Genomic DNA, 20736 nt, shown 5'->3' on the forward strand with positions numbered 1-20736 from the left:
GACGGCCCGCCGCTCGCGGACTCGGAACGCGTCGCCCGGAAGTGGGGGAGTATCGAGCGGAGGGAACTGGCTGACTGGGGGGTGGGGCCTCTCATGTCCGGGTCGGGAGTCGTCCCTCCGCTGTCTCGCGTTACGGCGGGTGCGGTAATACCACTATACCCAAACATTTTAGGCATTAGTGATTACGGGACGCGACCGGCAGGATTCAAAACGTGAGACATCCTACAGTTATTTATCTGAATTGCAGGCGCTAAAACCCCGTCCTTCAGGACGGGATACAGCGCCGCCATCGTCTGCCTTCCGTCTGAATCGGCAGTTTTACAGTCCAACACGGCGTATTGTGGACTGTGCGCGGAAAACTGGCAGTTGACTCGGTGTTTGCCACGGCGAGAGCCGGTGTCAAACAAGTGAGCCGACCGCGCCGACCGACACAAAACAGGATACCTCGAAGCCCCACACGGGGTACGAGTACCGGCTTCGTGGCAGAGCCAGCGCCGTCGGTCGCAAACCTTAGATTCCCAACCTTCCGAATTGACGGGAACCGCCACTTGTGCGGTTCGGGAAGCCCCGCCCTTTAGGGCGGGGAGGATGTCACTAGCGAGAGTGTTGGTCGGTCAACTGTCAGTGCGTCACACTGGTGAGAGACCATGACTGACCAACGCAGACGGACGTTCCTGAAGCAGGCGGGCATCGCGAGCGTCGGCGCTGTGGCACTCGCCAGCGGTACCGCGACGACGGACGGCGTCGAGGGCGTCGCGCCGTTTACGTGGGCCGCGTTCCACGACGACGAACGTGACTTCGCGTTCGTCACCGACAGCGACACCGGCGTGTACACGTTCGACGTCTCCGGGAAAACGGCCCGCGGCGAGGACGGCGGCGGCCCCGGCCACTACTACGACGTCGAGGCGGTGATCGGCAGGGACTGAGCGGCCGTCCGGCTCCCGCCTCGCGGACGCCCGCGACGGTTCCCGGCGAACGGCCCGTGAGGCCGTCAGCGAGGCGTGAGGCCGACGCCGTCCGCCAGCAGTTCGTGCGAGCGGAGCGCGTCCCCGTGATCGGCCACGACGTGCTGGATCATCACCTCCTCGACGCCGACGCGGCCCGCGAGCTGGGAGAGCAGGCCGTCGAGGGTCTCGGGACTCCCGGAGATCGCTCTCGGCCACTCGCCGGCGTCGAGCGTGGCGGGCGTCGGCTCGGGGACCGCACCCAGTTCGTCGATCGCCTCGTCGACGGACGGGACCGTGCCGACGATTCCCCGCTGCATCCGCTCGTAGGACGCCTCGGCGACGGCTCGGAGTCGTGCCGCCTCCTCGTCGGTCCCGGCACACACGGCGTTTACCGCGACCATCCCCCGAGGCGCGTCGATTCCGCCGGCCAGCCGCGACGGCTGGAACCGCTCGCGGTACGTCTCGAAGGCGGGTTCGGCGAATCCCGGTCGGATGAACGCCGCGAAACAGTAGGGCAACCCGAGTTCCCCCGCGACGGCCGCGCTCGACGGGCTCGATCCGAGCACCCACGGCACGGGCGCCGCGGCACCCGAGCGCGGGATCTTCAGGTCACCGTACGCGTGTTCGTCGGGGTAGTCGTCGGAGAGGTGGCTGACGACGGCCTCGATCTTCTCGGCGTGGTCCTCGTCCGGATTCCGGACGTGTCGCTCCGTGCCGAGGGCGTCGTCGACGGCCGGCGAGCCGTTCGCGCGCCCCAGTCCCGCGTCGATACGACCCGGCGCGAGGGCGTCCAGCGCGCCGAACACCTCCGCGACCTTGAACGGGCTGTAGTGGTTGAGCAGCACCGCCCCCGACCCGAGGCGAATCGAGTCGGTCTCGGCGGCGAGGTGGCCGAGCAACACTTCGGGGGTCGTCCCCGCGAGGGTGTCGGCCGTGCCGTGGTGTTCGGCGACCCAGAACCGCTCGTAGCCCAGCGTTTCGGCCTGTCGTGCGGATTCGACCGTGTTGGCGTACGCGTCGGTCGCGGTGCCGTCGTCGGGGACCGGGGAGAGATCGACGATAGAGAGGTCCACGTCCGCGTTCGGGGACTCCGGCACATAACGGTTCGGCTAGCAGAACGCACCTCCCGGTGCCCGAGTGTCACGCGGTGTACCCGACGCCCGTCGACCTGACGGATCGATCCGGGCGGTGTCGTCGACGATTTCGACCGCCTATCGAGCGGGCCAACACTTATTAGCCGGTGCTCTCCCCCCAAGGGGATATGGCGCGTCGTGCACCAGAGAACACGCCGATCGACGCACTCGGATCGTCGACCGAAGGCCCGGAAGCGCCCGCCGGCGGACCCCGGTCGCGAGGGGCCGGAACGGCGAGCGGATTCAACCTCCTCGACGAACCGTACCGCGACGACCTGCAATCGGCCGCGGAGCACCTGGAGGAACTCTCGTTCGAGGAATTCGCCGAGGAGTTCCACGACGTCGTGTCCGACCGACGCGACGCGTTCGAACCGGGCGACGCGGTACTGTTCACGTTCCACGTCGCAGACGGCGGGATCGACGACTGGCGCTACCAGCACCTGGACCTGCGTCCGGACGGCGGCGAGACCGTGATCGATCGGCAGAAGCAGGCCCGACAGTACGATCACGCGGATCGCCTCGCGGTCGGCGACCTCCGCTTGCTGGTCCGGTCCCGGGAGACGCTCGAACCGGCCCGACTCATGCAGCGCCTCTACGACGCGTTCGTTCACCTCCTCACGACCGACCGACCCGGGCGGTGGTTCGACAGGCGCGAGGGGATTTTCGTGGTGGAGGAGGCGCCGGAACAGGCCTTCGACGTCGTCGATCGCGGTCGTCGTGGATAACTGGTGGGGCGTCGGGTCCGCGTCACTCGGCTGGAACCGATCGTCTTTGTCGGATATCCGACGCTACGGCACCTCCGCTCGCTAGTATCGAACGTCGTAGCTCAGCCCGGTAGCCGCCCCGTCCGATCGAGGAGGGCGAGGACGACGACCGAGGCGCCGAGGAAGAGCGCGGCGGTCCCGAACACCTGGTCGTAGGCGTAGCCGCCCTCGATGAACACGCCGAGGACGTACGAGCCGAGCGCCTGCGCGAGCATCCACGAGGAACTGAACACGGCGTAGGCGCTGCCCCGCGTCGAGTCCGGCAGCGTGTCGAGGAGGTACGTGTCCGTCGCCGGGAACAGGGCGTGGATGACGAACCCGACGACCGCGGACATCGCGATCAGCGCGACCAGCCCCTCGATCGCCGTCAGCGCGAGCAGGCTCGCGGCGAACGCGCCGACGACGCCGAGCAGGTACGGGACGGGCCGCAGCCTGTCGGCCAGATCCCCGCCGAAGTAGAACGCGGGAATGCCGGCGGCGAAGACGACCGTGAGCATCATCCCCGAGGCCCCCTTCGAGAGCCCCTTCGACTGCATGTACAGTTCGTAGAAGTTGAAGACGCCCTGCCAGACGAACGACGTCGCGCCGACGATCGCCAGCGCCGTCACGATGAGCCGCCACTCCGAGAGCGCGCCGGCGACGAAGTTCCGGTCCTCCCGGCCGGCGTTTGGCAGGTCGGTCCGCCTCGCGGCGATCCACGTGTGGATCGTCACCAGCGCCGCCCCGGCGGCGATCGCCCACAGCGAGAGCCGCCAGTCGACCAGCAGCGTGAGCACGACGAACGGCGCCGCGACGACCGCGGCGACCTGACTCGCGGCCCCGTGGATGCCCATGACGCGGCCGACGCGATCCGGGTACAGTTCGCTCAAAAACGGGTTCGCCGAGACGAAGTAGACGCCGGAGGCGATGCCCATGAGGAACGCCCCGACCATGAGATGTCGGACCGTCGTCGCGGTCGCGGCGAACGCGCTGGCGACCGTGAGGATCGTCCCGGAGACGAGGACGACGTGGTGTCTCGGCACCCTCGTGAGCAGCAATCCGGTCGGCAGCCGCGGGGTCGCGCTCCCGACCCACGCAAGTGTCACGATGAGTCCGACGGTCGCCTCGCCGACCGAGAACCGCGCGATGAACACGTCCACCAGCGGCGCGAAGATGATTCTGGCGAGGTTGACGAGAAAGACGAGTCCACAGAGAGACGCGAAGAGACGACGACGGGTCACGGCTACTATTTCGATTCGGAGGTATCAAACGTTGCGAAACCGGGACGGTTCGACGTCGATCGGGAGCGTACTCGGATCCGATACCCGGCGCGGCCGGCGTCGCACCGACCGCGACGTGTCCGTCGACGGCGCCGCCGAGCCGTGTACCGGAAAACTTCCACGGACGAATATCCGTGTACTTATTTACCCCGCTAATTGAAATAGGTGGCCATGACAGTCGATCGTTGGCGGCCACGCGCGACACTCGGCGTCGAACTGTTCCTCAACGTGATCCCCGGGTTGCTCTTCGGGACGGTCCTGTTCGGGATCGTCCTCGACAGGACCGGGCGCCTCGCGGCGGTGGCGAGCGTGTACGGCCTCGAGGGCGCTACCGCGGGCTGGCTGGTGTTGATCGCGCACTGTTTCGCCCTCGGGGGGCTGTACGCCGCGGTCCTCGTCTTCCTCGGGCGGGCCGACGACGGCCTCCGCGCCGCGCTCAACGTCGACTTCCACGACCCGATCGCCGGCGCGATCTGGACCGGCCTCATCTGTCTGGGCGGGTGGGCCGTCGTCGTCGGCCTCGTGGTCCCGATCTGGCTGAGCGTCGTCTACGGGAAGCCGTGGACGCTCCCGGCCGTCGGGTGGAGCGACCCGGCGGGGGCGGTCGTCTTCGGGTTCGTCCTCGGCGGCGGCTACCCGTTCGTCCGCGAACTCGTCGCCGGGTAAGGTGGCCGCGTCTCGCGACGGCTCGATTCGATTCCTCAGCGTCCTTCGACGAGGTCGCCGCTCGCCGGGTACACGACGACGAAGTCCCCCTCGACGATCGTCGGGAGGCGGTCGTCCAGCGTTCGGAGTTCCGGCTGCCACCCGACGGTGTTCGGCCGGGCGCTCGCGCATACTACCAGGTCGTCGACCGACGCCCGTTCGGCGAGGACCGCGAACAGGCGGTCCCAGTCGTCGACGCGTTCGACCGAGACGTCGGCGACGGATTCGAGGGCCGAAAACATCTGCCGGTAGCGCTCCGCGGCGTCCCCGACGGCGATGCCCCGAACCGGCGCCCCGGTGCCCGCCGCGATCCGGTCGACCGTTCGCACGACCTCGTGAACGCCCGGGTCGTGCGCCACCTGCGGCGGGAGCACGACGGCGATCCGGGACACGGTGTTGAGGGGCTCTCTGATGCGGGAGACGAGGACGAGTCGGTCGCTCCACCGGAGAACCTGCCTCGTCGCGTGGCTGAACAGCGGCTGTCTGGGGAGGCGGATTCCGTCTCGGTCGAGGAGGATGGTCGTAGCCTGGGTTTCTATCGCCGCGCGGACGATGCCGGAGGCGACGTTGTGGTCGACGCGCGTGTGAAACGACACCGGCACTTCAGCGCCGGCGGCGTACTCCTCGGTGTGCGCGATCGCCGACCGGGCGGCGGCGATCTCCCGCTCGGTCTCCGGTCCCGGCGGGACGACCGTCAACGTGTGCAATGGCTCGTCGGAGTCCTCCTCGCGGAGGAGAAACGCCAGGTCGAGCAGCGACTCGTGGTACTGCAACAGCGTCTCGTGGTGCTCCGGAATCGGCGTGAACGGAACGAGGATCCGCTGTCGGGCGCCGGTCGACGGGCGCTGCCGACGCTCGGCGATGGCGAGCGCCCGCCCGTACTTCTCGACGACGATCGGACTGACGAGGCTCACGACGAGGATCATCGCCACCGCGCCGTTGATCATGTCCACGTCGAACCCGGGGACGCCCGCCTCGAACGCGATGAGAACGATCGACAGCGCTTCGGCCTGTCCGATAGAGAGCCCGAACACGCTGAGCACCTGTTCGCGGCCGTACGCGTACAGCCGCCCCGTCGTCCAGGCCGCCGCGAACTTCGTCGCGACGGTGAGTCCGACGAGCGAGCCGGCGAGCACGAGCGACTCGCGGCTACCGACGAGCGCGGCCGGGTCGACGAGCAGGCCGATCGAGAGGAGGAAGAACGGGACGAACAGCGCGTCGCCGACGAACTGGATCCGGTTCATCAGCGGCCCTCGATCGGGGATGAGACGGTTGAGCGCCAGCCCGGCCACGAGCGCGCCGATGATCGGTTCCGCCCCGACGACCGCCGCGAACCCCGCCGAGACGAAGAGTGCAGCCATGACGAACAGGTACTCGAAGTAACTCTCCTCGGCGAGGCTGCGGAAGAACCGCCGGCCGAACCACGGGACGACGTACCAGACGCCGACGAACAGGAGGACGAGTCCGGCGCCGAGTCGCGCCCAGAACAGCCAGTCGAGGGCCGCCTCCGTCGACGCGACGACGACGACGAGCACGAGCAGCGCCAGCACATTCGTCAGGACGGTCCCGCCTACGGTCGCCGTGACGGCGTCGTTTCCGACGATTCCGAGCCGGTGGGCGACGGGATAGGCGACCAGCGTGTGCGAGGCGAAGATCGCGGCGAACAACAGCGCCGTCGAGGCCGAGAACCCGAGTACCCACCCCCCGAAGGCGGTCCCGATCGCCTGCGGCACGAGGAACGTGAGAACGCCGAAGACGACGCTCTGGTCGATGTTGTCGAAGAACCTGTGCAGGTCGATCTCGACCCCGGCGAGGAACATCAGGTAGATCAGCCCGACGTCCCCGAGGAGGACGATCGCGGGGCTTCGATCGAGGATTCCGGCCGCGTTCGGCCCGATCGCGGCGCCGACGAGGACGATGCCGACGATGCCGGGCAACCGATGGCGCTCCAGGAGCAGCGGGGCGACGAGAAAGACGACCATCGCCACCGCGAAGATCGACACGGGGTCCTCGACTGGCATCGGATCGACTGGCGTCAACGGTGAATCCTCGTCCCGCGACGTCTACGTGCTCGCGTCACCTATCGTTCGTCCGTCGTTCGACGGACTGTACGCCGAGACGACACGAACGGCCGACGCCTGCGGAGCCCGCGGGCCGCCCTCGAATCCGCCGCCGCGAGAGCGCGGCCGAGCGTCGACCAGTTCAGCGCGACGAACCCCCCGACGACCACGAGGAACCCCGCCAGCGTGACCGCCGTGACGCCCTCGCCGAGCACCAGCCAGCCCGCGACGATCGCGACGAGCGGGCTCGCGAACGAGGTGAGACTCGTCCGGGTGGGGCCGACCGCCGCGAGGAGGACGAGGAAGGCGGCGTAGCCGCCGATACCGACGACCGTCGCCAGGTAGACGGTGGCCGCGATCGCCGCCGGCGTCCACTCGGCCGTTCCGATCGACCCGCCGGTTCCGACGCCGACGAGGTGCAGCGTGACGCCGCCGACCAGCGCGCCCCACCCGGTCAGCGACGTCAGGGGCAGGGTCGTCTCGAGGCGGCCGAGCAGGACGGCCCCGAGACTCGAACTGATCGCCGCACAGAGTACGAGCGCGATTCCCACCGTCTCCCCCGCGGCGACCGCCGTCGGGGAGGGGCTGGCGACGATGGCGACGCCGACGAACCCGAGGACGACGCCGACGAGGTCCGTCCGGGAGAGCCGTTCGCCGGGGACGAGCAGGTACGCGATCGGGACGGTGACGACCGGACCGAGGCCCATCACGACGGCGGCGACCGCCGGCGTGGTGTACTGCTGGCCGACGAAGAGGAGGCCGACGGTTCCCGCGAGGACGAGTTCCCCGAGGACGAGGATCGCGACCGCGTCGGCCGTCGTCCGCGGGCGCCACCGGCCGGAGGCGAACGCGTACGCCAGCAGTATCGCCGCGGACGCGTCGAAGCGAACCGCCGCGAGGACGGTCGGCGGGACGGTTTCGGTGCCGATCCGGATCGCGACGTAGCCGGTCCCCATCACGAGGGCCACGGCGACGAACAGGATGCCGCCGCGGTGCCGCTGGCCGCGGACGCGGGCCGCCGCGACCCGCCGCCCCGCCCTCGCGCGTCGTACTCGATTCGCCACCATCGTCTCTACGTGGGACGGGACGGCCCCTATAATTCGCGCACGAGAGCGGTGACGAGAAGTGAGACGGCGAGCGGCGAGCGACCGGCGTGTCACCGCTCGATACGCGTCTCACGACGTGTTGGGTCTCGGCGGTGGAGTCGGGATTCGTCGACGGCCGCAGGTGGGGGCGTGTGGGTCGTCGACGCCGGCGGTGTTCCGGACGCGGACCTATCTTAATTATTGATTATGATATCTATATCCCGGTAGGCGACCTACGCTGACTAGGGAACTAATGTCAGTGACTACCACAACGGCGGACGACGCCGGACGAGACCTGGAGGCGCGGCTTCACGGCGAACTGATACGGCCCGGCGAACCGGGCTACGACGAGGCGCGGTCGGTCTGGAACGGGATGATCGACCGGTCGCCGGCGCTCGTCGTCCGGGCGCGGGGCGTCTCGGACGTGATCGCCGCGGTGGACGTCGCCCGCGAGCACGACCTGCTGCTCGCGGTGCGCGGCGGCGGGCACAACATCGCCGGGAACGCGGTCTGTGACGACGGCCTGATGCTCGACCTCTCGCCGATGCGGTCGGTCCGGGTCGACCCGGAGCGCAAGCGGGCCCGGGTCGAACCGGGCGCGACGCTCGCCGACGTCGACCACGAGACGCAGGCGTTCGGACTCGCGACCCCGTTCGGCATCAACTCGACGACCGGCGTCGCGGGGCTCACGCTGGGCGGCGGGTTCGGCTGGCTCACCCGCAAGTACGGGATGACCGTGGACAACCTGCGCTCGGTCGACGTCGTCACCGCGGACGGCGAACTGCGGCGCGCGAGCGAGGCGGAACGGTCGGACCTCTTCTGGGGGGTCCGCGGCGGGGGCGGCAACTTCGGCGTCGTCACCTCCTTCGAGTTCGACCTCCACGAGGTCGGCCCCGAGGTCCTCGCCGGACCGATCGTCCACCCCGGAGAGGACGCGCCGGACGTGCTCAGGCACGTCCGGGACTTCAACGAGGACGCGCCCGACGAGGCGTCGGTCTGGGTCATCCTCCGGAAGGCCCCGCCGCTCCCGTTCCTGCCCGAGGACGTTCACGGCGTCGGCGTCGTCATCGTGGTCGCGTTCTACGCCGGCGACGTGGCGGAGGGCGAAGACGTGCTGGCCCCGATCCGGGAGTTCGGCGACCCCATCGCCGACGCCGTCGGCCCGAATCCGTACGCGGGGTTCCAGCAGGCGTTCGACCCGCTGCTCACCGAGGGCGCGCGAAACTACTGGAAGTCCCACAACTTCCGCGAACTCTCCGACGACGCCATCGACACCGCGGTCGAGTTCGCCGCGAGGCTGCCGTCGCCGCTGTCCGAAATTTTCTTCGGGCAGGTCGGCGGCGCGATGGCGCGCGTGCCGGCGGACGCGACGGCGTACCCCCACCGCGACGCGGCGTACGTGATGAACGTCCACACGCGCTGGGAGGACCCCGAGATGGACGACCGGTGTGTCGCCTGGTCCCGGGAGTTCTACGACGAGATGGCCCGGTACGCGACCGGCGGCGTCTACGTGAACTTCGTCAGCGAGCGCGAGGGCGAGGAGGACGTCGCCTACGGCGAGAACCACGAGCGGCTGGTCGAACTCAAGACCAGGTACGACCCGACGAACCTGTTCCGGGTGAACCAGAACGTCGAACCGACGGCCTGAGCCGGTACGCCGTTCCGACCGGGTTCGACGCGCCGCCGACCCCGGTCGTTCCCCGGCGTCGCGCCGGACGGTGTGGCATCCATTGACGTACTTCGACGTGGAGTCTGCGGAGGGGGGTGCCACATGACCTTAGCAACCGTTCCGCGGTACGACGGCGACCGGGAGGTGGAGGGAGGCGAGCGCGCGGTCGTGATCGGGGCGAGTATGGCCGGCCTGCTCGCGGCCCGCGTCCTCGCCGACGCGTTCGACGAGGTCACGGTCGTCGACCGGGATCCGCTGCCCGACGAACCGATCGCCCGGCGCGGCGTTCCGCAGGCCGAGCACATCCACGTCCTGCTGGAGGGCGGGCGCGCCACGCTGGAGGACCTGTTCCCGGGCTACGGCGAGGAACTGCTCGCGGCCGGCGGGCTGGTGATCGACAACGCCCGCGACGTCGGCTTCTACTCCGAAGGGGACTTCCTCGCCGAGGGGCCGCGACGGATCCCGCTGTACTGTGCGACCCGGCCGCTCTACGAGCGGCTGGTTCGCCGTCGCGTCGCCGCCCTCGACGGCGTTCACCTGCGACAGGGCTGTCGGTTCAGGACCTACCGCGTCGACGACGCGGGGACGACCGTCGAGGGCGCGGCGGTCACCGACGAGGAGGGCGGGACCGAGGACCTCGCGGCCGATCTGGTCGTCGACGCCACCGGCCGGGCGAGTCGAACGCCGGCCCGGCTCGAAAAACGCGGCTACCCGTCGCCCGCCGTCGACGAGGTGTCCATCGACCTCGCGTACGGCACGACGCTCGTCGAGCGGCCCGCCGACGACCGCCGCGCGTTCCTCGTGACGGCGTTCCCGCCGCACACTCGTGGCGGCGCGGCGCTCCCCGTCGAGGGCGATCGGTGGATGGTGACGCTGTTCGGGCTGCACGGCGACCACCCGCCGCGGGATCCGGCGGGGTTCCGGGAGTTCGCCGCGGGGCTGCCAACGCCGGAACTGTCCCACCTCCTCGACGAGCAGCCGCGAGCCACCGAGGAGATCACCGGCTACCGATTCCCGGCCAGCAGACGGTATCGCTACGAGGACCTCGAACGGTTCCCCGAGGGGCTGGTCGTCGTCGGCGACGCGATCGCCAGCTTCAATCCGATCTACGGTCAGGGAATGTCGGTCGCCGCGTTCGAGGCGCTGGAACTCCACCACGCGCTGGCGGCGGGCGGACGCGACGCGCTCGCGCGTCGCTTCTTCGAGCGGGCCGCGGAGACGGTCGACGCGGCGTGGAACATGGCCGTCGGCGGCGACCACCGGTTCCCGCGGACGGTCGGGCCGAAGCCGCGCGGAACCGACCTCGCGAACCGGTACTTCTCCCGGCTGCTCCGCACGGCACACGCCGACGGCGTGCTGGCGGACGCTTTCTTCCGGGTCCTGCTGATGGAACGTCCCGCCAGCTCGCTGCTGCGCCCCCGGATCGCCTGGCGCGTGTTCGCTCCGGCCCGCCCGACTCGGGAGATCGCGCTCCGCCGGCGGTTCGCGTCGACGCGCGTCAGGTAAGCAGCGACGGCCGGCGGCCGGCGGCCGTCGCCCCGCGCTGGCTCACTCTCAGGTCGGGTCGGCGACGACGGTCCCGCAACTGGAGACCGTCACCCGACAGCCCTCGTAGGTGAACGTCACCTCGGCGGGCGGGTCGCGGGCCGACGTCACGAGGTTGGTGAGCGCGTCGGGGTCGACGGTCGCGTACAGCGGCGACATGGAGATGGCGTCGCGCTTCGTGGCGGTCGCTACGGCCTCGACGATCGCGACCACCGGCGTGCTGGAGTTCGCGTCGAACCGGGTGTGGAACGTCTCCGTGGCGGGGTCGTATCTCACACCACCGTCGGCGCTGGAACCCGAAGGGGCGGCGTCGGAGTGGGTCGTACTGTCGGTCATTGATCACGCTACGGCGGGCGCGGTGGTAAGGGTGGACGCTGACTGGTCAGCGTGCGTCCGCGCCGGACTTCTCGAAGAGGTGCTTGAAGACGGTCCGCTGGGCCTTGCGGAGGTGCTGGTTGAACGTCTGGCGGGTGACGCCGAACCGGTCCGCGAGTTCGTCGCCGGTGCTGGTCCGGGGCGTCTCGAAGTAGCCGCCGAAGTACGCCGAGTCGAGGGCGGCGATCTGGTGGTCGGTGAGCGCGTCGGAGACGACGTCGTACAGCAGGTGCGGCGAGTAGACGAGTTCCTCGGAGACCAGTTCGACCTCGGGGTGAAACTCCCGGATGCCGTCGGCGGCCAGCCGGGGCTCTACGTCACCCGGGAGGTCGCCGAGGAACCGCACCTCCTCCGGCGTGATGATGATGGCGCGGGCGCGCCCGCCCAGCGAGGGGAAGACACGCGAGACCGTCGTCGACTCCGCGTGGGCCTCGATGCGGTTGTGGCCCTCGACCGAACGCAGCAACCGCGCGTCGAGGTAGTGGGGCACCTCCTCGACGGCGGTGACGAAGTCGCTCGCGGGGAGGTCCGACGTCCCCATGTACTGGACGGTGCTCCCGTCCGGCATCGAGACGACGGAGTCGACTTCGATCCGCGTCTCGCCGTCGGTGACCCGCAGCGACGGGGGCACCGCCGACCGGTCCGTGCGGAACTCGAGGCGGCGGACGTGGTCGCTGGTCAGTCGCTCCTCGCGGCGCTTCAGCCCCGTCACGTCCTCGAACGAGACGACGACGTACTCCACGTCGCCGTCGTCCAGCACGGGCGCCGAGTTGCTCGACAGCCACCGCTCGGTCCCGTCGGGCAGTTCGATCCAGTGTTCGAAGCCGTAGACGGGGTCGCCCGTGTCGAAGACCTGCGTGACGGGGTTCTCCGCGACCGGCACGGGCGTCCCGTCGTCGTAGTAGATGTTCCAGTCGGGCTGGTCGTACGTCCGGCCGGTGATCTCCTCCTCGGTGAGGTCGAGCGTCTCCGCGGCGCGCTCGTTGGCGTAGACGAACGCGCCCGTCGAGTCGACCACGACCGTACTGACGGGGTTCACGTCGAACACGCGCCGGGCGAGGTCCTCGGGCGGCGTCTGCCGGCCCCCTTCCGCCCGGCACTCGGCCGAATCGTCGCCGCGGAGTTCGCCCATCGAGGAATCGGTCATCGACTCACCGTCCGGCGGAGCCGTCGGCGGGTCGCTCCGGGACGGGCGAGCGACGGCACGGAGAATCCGCTCGCGTCCATGGCACCGGTACGGTGCCGGCGAATAAAGCTGTTACACCGGCATCAAACCGACACCGTCCCCGGAGGACGAGTGTCACCGGTCCCGGGCCCCGCCGCGGGAGCCGGATCGAACGGCCCGGGTTCGCGCGCCCACGACGGCCCCGCCGGGTACGACGAGACGCCTACGTCTCCGGGAAGATGCTCTCGGGCAGGTACGCGGCGACGGTCCAGTTCGGGACGTTGACCGCCTGACTGATCTTCAGGTCGACGGCCGCCGAGCACAGGACGTACGCCTCGCTCCGCGAGAGGCCGCGGTCCTCGTGGAGGTGGTCGATCATGTGCCGGATCGCCGCCCGGGTGGCCTCCAGCGGGTCGGCGGCGATTCCCGTCGTCCCGTAGGTCGGTTCGTCCCGCCCGGTCGGGGTGAACGGCCCCGTCGTCTCGAACCGGGGCTGTTCGATCGACTTCCCCGACTGCAGGTCGAACCGGCACGTGACCGTCATCGGGGCCTCGACCCCCGAGACGCAGACCTCGCCGTCCCCCTGGGCGGCGTGGCAGTCGCCGACGCTGAACAGGGCGTCCTCGACCGCGACGGGCAGGTACAGCGTCGACCCCGCCCTCAGGTGTTTGACGTCGAGGTTGCCGCCCACCGACCGCGGCGGGTTCGTGTCGTGGGCGCCGTCCGCCGCGGGCGCGACGCCGATGGTGCCGGGGAACGGGGCCAGCGCCACCTCGATCCCGTTCGCGAAGCGGCCCACGTCGCCGTCGAGGTCCCAGACGTACAGTTCGGGCTCCGGGAACGCCTCGGGCAGGAGGCCCAGTCCCAGTTCCCCGGGGAGGACCAGCGTGTAGCCCCAGCCCTCGTGTTCGAGATCGAGCAGGTCGACGCGGAGGACGTCGCCGGGGCGGGCGCCGTCGACCGCGACCGGCCCGGTCAGCGGGTGGACCGGGTCGACGTCGAGGGCGGCCACGTCCGCGGCCGTCGAGTCCGGGTCGAGTTGGCCGTCCGTGGCGTCCCGACACTCGAACTGGACGACGTCGCCCGGTTCGACCGTCAGCACCGGTTCGAGACCGTTGTCCCACGCGCTGTGGACGGCGTCGTCGGTTGCGTTCACCCGGTGGTCGACCGCGTAGTCCTCGTTCGACATTCGGGGGAGCAGACGCCGCCGCGGGGGATAAAACACCCGCCGGTGGCGCCGGTGGGGATCAGCCGGCGGCCGCCCGGACGGCCGGAGCGGTCGGCGGTGCCGTCGCTCTTCGACCGGGGCGTTCGGACGAAGTCGAAACGAAAACCGAGAGACACCGCCGACGTGACCACCCGCACGTCGGCCGTGGAGAGACCGGCAGAGGGGGAGGCCACCCTCGGGACATCTCACGCCCAGGAACGAAGATATCCCCTCTGCCGAGTCGAACGTGGGCCGGAACGAACGTAGTCGTGGCGGTCAATAATTCAGGCGGTTAAAGCGGCGGCCGGCCGAGGGCCGCGCCGGCACCGTCAGAGAAAGCGGTCGTCGGCCCGCTTCGTCCGGACCGACTCCTCGGACGCCGCGATCCAGCCCGCCTCGGCGTCGTCCGGCACGTCGAAGCCGGGGACGAACGGCTTGACGTCCAGCAGCGGGGTCCCGTCGACGACGTCCACGCCGCTGACGGTCAGCGTCGGCCCGTCGACGCCGTCGACCGCGACGACCGAGAGGCCGATGGAGTTCGGCCGCTGGGGCGCCCGCGTCGCGAACAGTCCCCGCTCGTCGTCGTCGAGGAACGGTTCGACCCGCAACGAGACGTCGTCGTCGGACGCGTGGAAGTGGTACAACAGGATGCAGTGGGAGAAGCCGTCGAGGTCCTGTAACCCCGCGGCGTACCGTTCTTCGAGTTCGACCGTTCCGACCGCCGCCTCGTCGCCGGCCGGCTGGATCGGCATCCCCTCCGGGTCGTCGAAGGGGGTCCGGATCACGCCGATCGGCTCGTACGCTATCTCGTCGCTCACACCCGCGGATCGGTCGCGAAACGACAAAGCTCTACCCCTCGCCGCCGGCGTCGTCGCGGCGAGGTGCCGCGCCCGCGACCGCCGGATTCCGCGAGAGCTGACCGTCTTCGTCCCGTGGCCGTCCCCAAAATGGTTGGCACAACCGTTACCGCCGCGAGCTTTCTACCGCACCCGTTCACGATGGCGCTCGCTTCCTTCCCCCGGGCGACGCCGAACGGACCGGGAACCTCGCGGCTGCGGGCCGCATTCGGACTCGCGTGGCTCGCCGACCTGATCGCGACGGTCTTCCTGTTCGTCGTCCCGTACGCCCACGAGTTGAACCCCGTCACCGTCCTGCTCCACGAGGCGCTCGGACTGCCGGGCGTCGTGCTCGCGGCTGCCTCCTACGCCGCGGTCGTCGTCGCGGTCGGAGGCCTCCTGCGAGAGCCCCTCGACGGGCAGTTCGTCGCCGTCGCGGCGTCGCTGTACGCCCTGTTCGCGACGAACAACGTCGTCCTGCTGGCGGTCCGCGAGCCGCTCCCCGAGGCGCTCGTCCCGTTGCTGTGACCGTCCGACCGCCGCTCGCCGTCGCTGGCGAGTCTCAGGAGACGTCCTCCTCCTCGAACGCCTCGACCTCGGCGGCGACGAACTTCGCTAGCTTGCGCTTCGTGTGGTCGTCGACGAGGTGGTCTTCGAGGCGCCGGCCGGGGCTCACCTCGTCGTGGCAGATGGGACACTCGATCCGCGACCGAGTCGCCATACGTAGGACGTAATTCCCGCGATCAAAAGCGTGTAGCCGGAACGTGCAACGCACGTAGCCGGAACGTGAAACGCGCGGCGTCAGTCGCTGGGCTCGGCGCCGATCCACCGATCCCAGAACGTCCTGAACTCCGCGTCGTCCTCGGTGATGCGGTCCCACTCGGCGAGACCGCGCTCCTCGCGGGTGCCGGGGATCGTGTTGTCGAGGACGAGCGCGGCGAGGCCGCCGACGGCCATCCCGGTCGAGCCGATGACGTAGATCGTGTCCGCGAACACCTGTTCGCTCAGGACCGGGCCGAGCAGCGCGACGCCCTCCATGGCCGCCCGGAACTCGCCGACGGTCCCGTAGTTGCCCATGTACGCCGGAATCGCGAGGCCGACGAACAGCGCGAAGCCGACGATGAAGACGTTGCGCGAGGAGTCGAGGTCGACGTGCCGGAGCGTGCGCAGCCCGACGGCCACGATCTGGGCGAACATGGCGATGAAGAGCCCGCCGACGATCGGGTTGGGCAGCGTGGCGATGAGTTGGCCGAAGTAGCCGACGAAGCCGGCGACGATCATCACGACCGCGCCGATCTTGACGACGTACCGGGAGGCGACGCCGGTCAGCCCGATGGCGCCGATGTTCTCGGAGTACGACGTCGACCCGCCGGTACCCATGATGCCCGCGAAGACGTTCATCAGCCCCTCCATCCCGATGCCGTGGTTGATGCGCTTCTCGCTCGGCGCCGCGGAGCCGGTGAGGTTCGCGACGGCGTAGTAGTCACCGATGCTCTCGACGATCGAGGCGAGCACGCCCGCGACCATACCGACGACGAACGCGGTCGTGAACTCGGGGACGCCCCACTGGAACGGGTAGATCGGCAGCAGGAACGAGGCGTCGGCGATCTCCCCGAGGGGGACGTAGCCCGGGTGGTCGGCCCCGTAGACGCCCTGGACGGACAGCACCGCGGCCACGATCCAGGCGATGACGATCGCGAGGATCACCGGGTAGAGCCGGAACGCCTTGTGCTTGACGTCGAGGTACTGCGAGAACAGGAGGATCAGCCCGAGCGTGAACGCGAGCAGACCCCAGCTGGTTTCCGACGGCACGGTGATCTGGTCGACGCCGAACAGCGACAGCCCGATCAGCGCGATCGTCGGCGCGATGACCACCGGCGAGAGGAACCGCCGGAGTTTGCCCACGAGGCCGAAGTAGCCGAGCACGACCTGCACCGTCGCGGCGGCGATGATCGCCCCCTGTAACTGCAACAGCGCCGTCTGCCAGTCCCCGCCGCCCGCCCCTCCCGCGGTGACCGCGAGGATGATCGCGATCGCCGGCGCGAGCATCGAGAACGGCGCCCCCTGGACGATCGGATACCGGTTGCCGAACGTGGTCTGTGCGAGCGTCGCGATGCCGGAGACCACGAAGAACGTGCCGATGAACTGCGCCCGCACCTCGCCCGGCATTCCCATCACGTCGGCGAGAATCAGCGGCACCGCGATGTTCGCCCCGACCATCGTCAGGTAGTGCTGGATGCCGAGCACCGTCGATTCCCCCAACGGCGGTCGTTCGTCGATTCCGTACTCGAGCGCGTCGTCTGCGGACCTTACGTCCGCTGGGTCCTCCCCCGTCATTCGCTCGTCGTCGGATAGCTGGTGAGGGGGTTGAAAGAGCCGTCGATCCGTCCCGGGGACGCCCGGTCGCCGGGCGACGGGACGCTCAGCGGTCGGGAGCCGGCGCGACGACGACCGGCCGGTCGGCCTCGGCGACGACCGCGGCCGCGAGCGCGCCGTCGGCGCCCGCTTCGTCCGGTCCGCCGGGGCCCGGGACGACGACCTCGTCGGGGTCGCGCTCCGCGGCCGCTTCGAGTACCGCGGCGGCCGGATCGCCCGTCCGAACGTCGGTCGCGAGGTCGCCGACGCCCCCGAGGCGACCCCTCGCGACGTTCAGTGCGTCCTCGGCGTCCCGCCGCGGCCCGGGGTCGTCCGGGGGGGCGAGGCCGACGACCGTCACGGCGTCGGCCGCCGTCGCCCGCTCCGCGAGGTAGTCACAGACCGCCGCCGTCGCGTGGACCGAGTCGGTGCCGACGAGGTAGTGCACGCCGACGGCTACGAACGCCCGGACCAAAGCGTCACCGGCCCGACGGTGGCCCTCGCCGCGCTCGTGGCCCGCTATAGCACATGCAAGGCCAACCACCACACGCCTGTCTCACGTCTCTCTTTCCGGATAATGACCACGGACACGACAGGCGACGGGCGCGAGGAGCGTCCGGCTCGCACACCGGTCGCAGCCGGCGCCGACGAGGGTGCCGGTCGCGGCCGGCGGGCGAGGGTTGTGACGGACGGGGGCGTAACCGACGTGACGGGCGACGAGGCGGCCGCCGACGAGGGCGAGGGGTCCGAGGAAACGCAAGCGGAAGCCGAGTCCGCGGGCGCGGAAGGCGAGGACGACGCGGAGTCGGAAGCGGAGACCGAGGAAGAGCAGCCGGAGGACGAAGCCGAGGAGGCCGAAGAGGCCGAGGAGGCCGAGTCAGAGGAAGGTGAGGAAGGCAAAGAGGCCGAGTCAGAGGAAGGTGAGGAGGCCGAAGAGGCCGAGGAGGGAGAAGAAGCCGGCGAGGGCGAAGCCGAAGCGGCCGAAGAAGGCGACGAGGGCGCACACGGCGGCGACGCCGAGGACGTCTACGAGAGCGACGAGGCCTCGGGCGTCCTCCACCTCGACCTCGACGGCCTGTTCCTCGACCTGCTCGGACTGGAGGTCAACCTCAACGAGGTGACCCTCGACGTGTCGGCCCGCCCGGGCGGGAACAACCTGCTCGGCAACCTGCTGTCGGCGGTGACGGGCCTTCTCGACGGCGTCGGGTCGCCGCTGAGCGCGCTGACGAACAAGCTCGGCGGGGCGGTGAACCGCGTCCTCGGCATCCTGCCGGGCGTCGGTGGCGAAGACGGCGAGGAAGGCGAAGCGGGCGACGAGGGAGACGGCGACCCCGGCCTCCTCTCGCGGCTCGGCGGCTGGCTCCGCGGCCTGCCGGGGGCCGTCGCGGGCTGGTTCCGCCGGCGGCTAGCGGGCCTCGTCGGGCGGCTTCCGCTCGAAGACGTGATCGCGACGATCGTTCGGACGGCGATCCAGCAGTTGATCGAGGCCGCGGAGTCGCGAACGGCCGAGGAAGAAGCGCCGGAGGAGGCGGAAGCGCCGTCCGGCGCGGAGGCCGAAGCATGAGCGGGGAGAGCGAGAGCGCCCAGTCGGGGTCGGAGTCGCTCGTCCAGCGCATCGACTACGAACGCATCGCCGAGAACGTCGACTTCGAGGACCTGCTCGAGGGGACCCGATGGGAGGGCGAACTCGACGGCGACGAGCCGACGGGGACGGCCCTCGGCGGGTTGATCGGCGCGATCATCGGCCGGCGGGTCGGCGAGATCCTCGGGCGGACGATCGGCGAGACGGTGATCGAGGAGATACTCGGGCGCGAGGACGAGGAAGAAGCGGACGAGGAAGAGGGCGAGGAAGAAGAGGCCGAGGAAGAAGCCGAAGAGAGCGAGACCGAGGAAGAAGAAGGCGAGCAAGCGGAAGGCGAGGAAGAAGAAGGGGACGACGCGGAAGCGGAAGCGAGCGACGAGGAAGCGGAAGCCGAAGCGGCCGAGGACGGAGAGCGCGAAGAGGGGGAGGACGACGGTGACTCCTGACCCCGTTCCGGCGGCGCGGCCCGCGGGGGGTGAGACGCCGTGAGCGACGAGTCCGGACTTCGGGAGGTCGTCGTCGAGGAGGTGACCGAGCAGGTCGACGTCGGGAGGCTCGTCGACGGCGAGAGCCTGCAAGACCAGTTCGACGGCGCGACCGTCGGCGAGTCCGTCTTCGGGCGACTCGGCGAGCGCCTCGGCCGCGAGATCGGCGCGTCCGTCGGCGCGAGCGTCCACGAGGCCCTCGAACGCGGCCTCGAAGAGGGCGAGAGCCTCCGGGACCTGCTCGACCACCTCGTCGAGGCGGTCCGCGAGGGGCTTCGAGCCGTGTTCGGGGGCGAGGGCCCCGGGGACGTTCGCTCGCTCGTCGACGAGACCGCCGAGGCGGCCGGCATCGACGGTCTCGTTCCGGAACCGGAAGCGGACGAGGTGCCGGAGGCCGAGGCCGAGGAAGCCGCGGAACCCGGAGCCGAGGCGGCCGACGAGGCCCCGGCGGAAGCCGCGGAGATGGCCGAGACCGAGGACGGCCCCTCGGTGGAGGACCTAGAGGAGTTGCGGACGGAGACGCTCCGGGACTTCCTGTCGATGCTGTCCTACACCGACCTCCAGTCGATCGCGAAGGACCTCGACGTGCGGGCGAACCTGAGCCGCGAGGAGATGACCGACCGGATCGTCGAGACCGTCGCGGACGGCGGCGAGCAGTGAGACCCCCACGAGGTGCCTACACGACATGAGCGACCCACCGGACGAGCGCGCGAGCGAGATTCTGGACGACGCGGCGGCGACCGTCGCGGACCTCCCGCCGGAGGCGGACCCGGAGGGGCTCCGCGACGAACTGGACGACGCGGACGAGGACGCCCTGCGCGACTTCGCGGCGGCCGCCCGGGAAGTCGTCGAGGAGAGCGAGCCGGCCGACGTACTCGCGGCGGTCGGACTCTCGGAACTGCCCGACGGGAGCGAGCCGTCCTCGCTCCCGGAGGCCATCGCCGCGGGCGACCCCGGGAAGGTCGCCGACCTGCGGTCGCTGCTGATCCTCTCGAAACTGGCCGGCGAGTGGCGCGACGACGAGGCGGTCGGGCAGCGCCTGTCGGAACTCCGGGAGACGCTCGGCGAGCGGGCCGGGCCGTCGGCGCCCGACGAGGGGGAGGCCGACGCGGAGGGCGACGAGGCCGAGGCCGAACGCGCGGCGGACGAACGCGACGCCGAGGGCGGCGACCTCGAATCGACGCTCCAGTCGGCGATGGACGACGCCCTCGGCGGGTTCGGCGACGAGGTCGCGGCCGTCCGGGAGCGTCTGGAGGGGATGCGCTCGGACGAGGGGGAGGGAGCGACCGCGGACGACGGATCTGCTGACGGGGTGGAGGCCGGAGCCGAGGCGGCGGACGAAGCGCCGACGGCGAAAGCGGAAGCCGAGACGGCCGAGGAGGGCGAGGGCCTCCTCGGCGGGCTGGGCGACTCGTCGGGGCAGTCCTCGGGCGTCGCCACCATGCACTCGACGGTCGCGCCGTCGCCCTCGAAGCGGGCGGACATGCGCGCGGTCAGGCGCTTCTCGACGATGCCGAAGCGACACCGGTCGGACGAGGAGTGAAACGGCACGTGGGTCCCGACG

21 protein-coding genes are annotated in these 20736 nt (G+C 70.3%); 10 read left to right on the forward strand and 11 right to left on the reverse strand.

All coding sequences use genetic code 11. The features are described from left to right. Window positions 1-647: 647 nt before the first annotated feature. Window positions 648-926, forward strand: a complete 279-nt coding sequence (locus NKG98_RS17510) for a hypothetical protein (protein WP_254767415.1) — start codon at window positions 648-650, stop codon at window positions 924-926. 65 nt (window positions 927-991) lie between these two features. Here the strand turns inward: NKG98_RS17510 and NKG98_RS17515 are convergent, their stop codons facing one another. Next, window positions 992-2020 (reverse strand): LLM class flavin-dependent oxidoreductase, encoded by a 1029-nt coding sequence (locus NKG98_RS17515; protein WP_254767416.1) that lies wholly within the window; start codon window positions 2018-2020, stop codon window positions 992-994. Between the two features lie 188 nt (window positions 2021-2208). Between NKG98_RS17515 and NKG98_RS17520 the strand changes: the two genes are divergently transcribed. Then, a complete protein-coding gene (locus NKG98_RS17520) occupies window positions 2209-2805 on the forward strand; it encodes a hypothetical protein (protein WP_254767417.1) in 597 nt (198 codons plus the stop codon). 101 nt (window positions 2806-2906) lie between these two features. Here NKG98_RS17520 and NKG98_RS17525 read toward each other — a convergent pair whose 3' ends face one another. Continuing rightward, window positions 2907-4064: an MFS transporter gene (locus tag NKG98_RS17525; RefSeq protein WP_254767418.1), complete on the reverse strand. Its 1158-nt coding sequence runs from the start codon at window positions 4062-4064 to the stop codon at window positions 2907-2909. 210 nt (window positions 4065-4274) lie between these two features. Here NKG98_RS17525 and NKG98_RS17530 point away from each other — a divergent pair, with 210 nt between their 5' ends. Next, the gene (locus tag NKG98_RS17530; protein WP_254767419.1) at window positions 4275-4769 is read left to right on the forward strand and encodes a hypothetical protein; all 495 of its coding nucleotides are present in this window, start codon (window positions 4275-4277) and stop codon (window positions 4767-4769) included. A 35-nt stretch (window positions 4770-4804) separates the two neighbouring features. Here NKG98_RS17530 and NKG98_RS17535 read toward each other — a convergent pair whose 3' ends face one another. After that, window positions 4805-6829 (reverse strand): cation:proton antiporter, encoded by a 2025-nt coding sequence (locus NKG98_RS17535; RefSeq protein ID WP_254767420.1) that lies wholly within the window; start codon window positions 6827-6829, stop codon window positions 4805-4807. A gap of 59 nt (window positions 6830-6888) precedes the next feature. After that, a complete protein-coding gene (locus tag NKG98_RS17540; protein ID WP_254767421.1) occupies window positions 6889-7935 on the reverse strand; it encodes a DMT family transporter in 1047 nt (348 codons plus the stop codon). 271 nt (window positions 7936-8206) lie between these two features. On the opposite strand from NKG98_RS17540, the gene NKG98_RS17545 reads away from it, so the two are divergent. Further along, the gene (locus NKG98_RS17545) at window positions 8207-9601 is read left to right on the forward strand and encodes an FAD-binding oxidoreductase (RefSeq protein WP_254767422.1); all 1395 of its coding nucleotides are present in this window, start codon (window positions 8207-8209) and stop codon (window positions 9599-9601) included. Window positions 9602-9724: 123 nt separating this feature from the next. Further along, window positions 9725-11128 carry an FAD-dependent oxidoreductase gene (locus NKG98_RS17550; RefSeq protein WP_254767423.1) on the forward strand — a complete coding sequence of 468 codons (1404 nt, stop codon included), beginning with the start codon at window positions 9725-9727 and terminating at the stop codon, window positions 11126-11128. A gap of 48 nt (window positions 11129-11176) precedes the next feature. Here the strand turns inward: NKG98_RS17550 and NKG98_RS17555 are convergent, their stop codons facing one another. The 4 genes from NKG98_RS17555 to tsaA form a co-directional block, all read right to left on the reverse strand. Further along, window positions 11177-11503 (reverse strand): HalOD1 output domain-containing protein, encoded by a 327-nt coding sequence (locus tag NKG98_RS17555; RefSeq protein ID WP_254767424.1) that lies wholly within the window; start codon window positions 11501-11503, stop codon window positions 11177-11179. Window positions 11504-11549: 46 nt separating this feature from the next. Continuing rightward, a complete protein-coding gene (locus NKG98_RS17560) occupies window positions 11550-12674 on the reverse strand; it encodes a bacterio-opsin activator domain-containing protein (protein WP_254769495.1) in 1125 nt (374 codons plus the stop codon). 256 nt (window positions 12675-12930) lie between these two features. Continuing rightward, complete coding sequence (locus tag NKG98_RS17565; protein ID WP_254767425.1) at window positions 12931-13896, reverse strand: acetamidase/formamidase family protein; 966 nt, start codon at window positions 13894-13896, stop codon at window positions 12931-12933. A 347-nt stretch (window positions 13897-14243) separates the two neighbouring features. Next, window positions 14244-14732, reverse strand: a complete 489-nt coding sequence (gene tsaA / locus NKG98_RS17570) for a tRNA (N6-threonylcarbamoyladenosine(37)-N6)-methyltransferase TrmO (RefSeq protein WP_254767426.1) — start codon at window positions 14730-14732, stop codon at window positions 14244-14246. Window positions 14733-14912: 180 nt separating this feature from the next. Between tsaA and NKG98_RS17575 the strand changes: the two genes are divergently transcribed. Beyond that, the gene (locus NKG98_RS17575; protein ID WP_254767427.1) at window positions 14913-15278 is read left to right on the forward strand and encodes a hypothetical protein; all 366 of its coding nucleotides are present in this window, start codon (window positions 14913-14915) and stop codon (window positions 15276-15278) included. Between the two features lie 34 nt (window positions 15279-15312). Here NKG98_RS17575 and NKG98_RS17580 read toward each other — a convergent pair whose 3' ends face one another. The 3 genes from NKG98_RS17580 to NKG98_RS17590 form a co-directional block, all read right to left on the reverse strand. Continuing rightward, window positions 15313-15471, reverse strand: coding sequence for a hypothetical protein (locus NKG98_RS17580; protein WP_254767428.1), 159 nt, complete (start codon window positions 15469-15471; stop codon window positions 15313-15315). Window positions 15472-15551: 80 nt separating this feature from the next. Further along, on the reverse strand, window positions 15552-17087 hold the full coding sequence (locus NKG98_RS17585; protein ID WP_254767429.1) for a uracil-xanthine permease family protein: 1536 nt from the start codon (window positions 17085-17087) through the stop codon (window positions 15552-15554). 85 nt (window positions 17088-17172) lie between these two features. Beyond that, the gene (locus tag NKG98_RS17590; protein WP_254767430.1) at window positions 17173-17553 is read right to left on the reverse strand and encodes a universal stress protein; all 381 of its coding nucleotides are present in this window, start codon (window positions 17551-17553) and stop codon (window positions 17173-17175) included. Between the two features lie 234 nt (window positions 17554-17787). Here NKG98_RS17590 and NKG98_RS17595 point away from each other — a divergent pair, with 234 nt between their 5' ends. From NKG98_RS17595 to NKG98_RS17610, 4 genes are read left to right on the forward strand one after another with little or no spacing between them, the layout of a single operon-like run. After that, window positions 17788-18669 (forward strand): hypothetical protein, encoded by an 882-nt coding sequence (locus NKG98_RS17595; RefSeq protein ID WP_254767431.1) that lies wholly within the window; start codon window positions 17788-17790, stop codon window positions 18667-18669. Further along, complete coding sequence (locus NKG98_RS17600) at window positions 18666-19133, forward strand: hypothetical protein (protein WP_254767432.1); 468 nt, start codon at window positions 18666-18668, stop codon at window positions 19131-19133. The genes NKG98_RS17595 and NKG98_RS17600 overlap by 4 nt, the downstream gene beginning before the upstream one ends. A gap of 39 nt (window positions 19134-19172) precedes the next feature. Continuing rightward, window positions 19173-19832 carry a hypothetical protein gene (locus NKG98_RS17605; RefSeq protein ID WP_254767433.1) on the forward strand — a complete coding sequence of 220 codons (660 nt, stop codon included), beginning with the start codon at window positions 19173-19175 and terminating at the stop codon, window positions 19830-19832. A gap of 25 nt (window positions 19833-19857) precedes the next feature. Next, complete coding sequence (locus NKG98_RS17610; protein ID WP_254767434.1) at window positions 19858-20715, forward strand: hypothetical protein; 858 nt, start codon at window positions 19858-19860, stop codon at window positions 20713-20715. Window positions 20716-20736 lie beyond the last annotated feature (21 nt).

This window comes from Salinilacihabitans rarus (assembly GCF_024296665.1).
Taxonomy (GTDB): Archaea; Halobacteriota; Halobacteria; order Halobacteriales; family Natrialbaceae; genus Salinilacihabitans; species Salinilacihabitans rarus.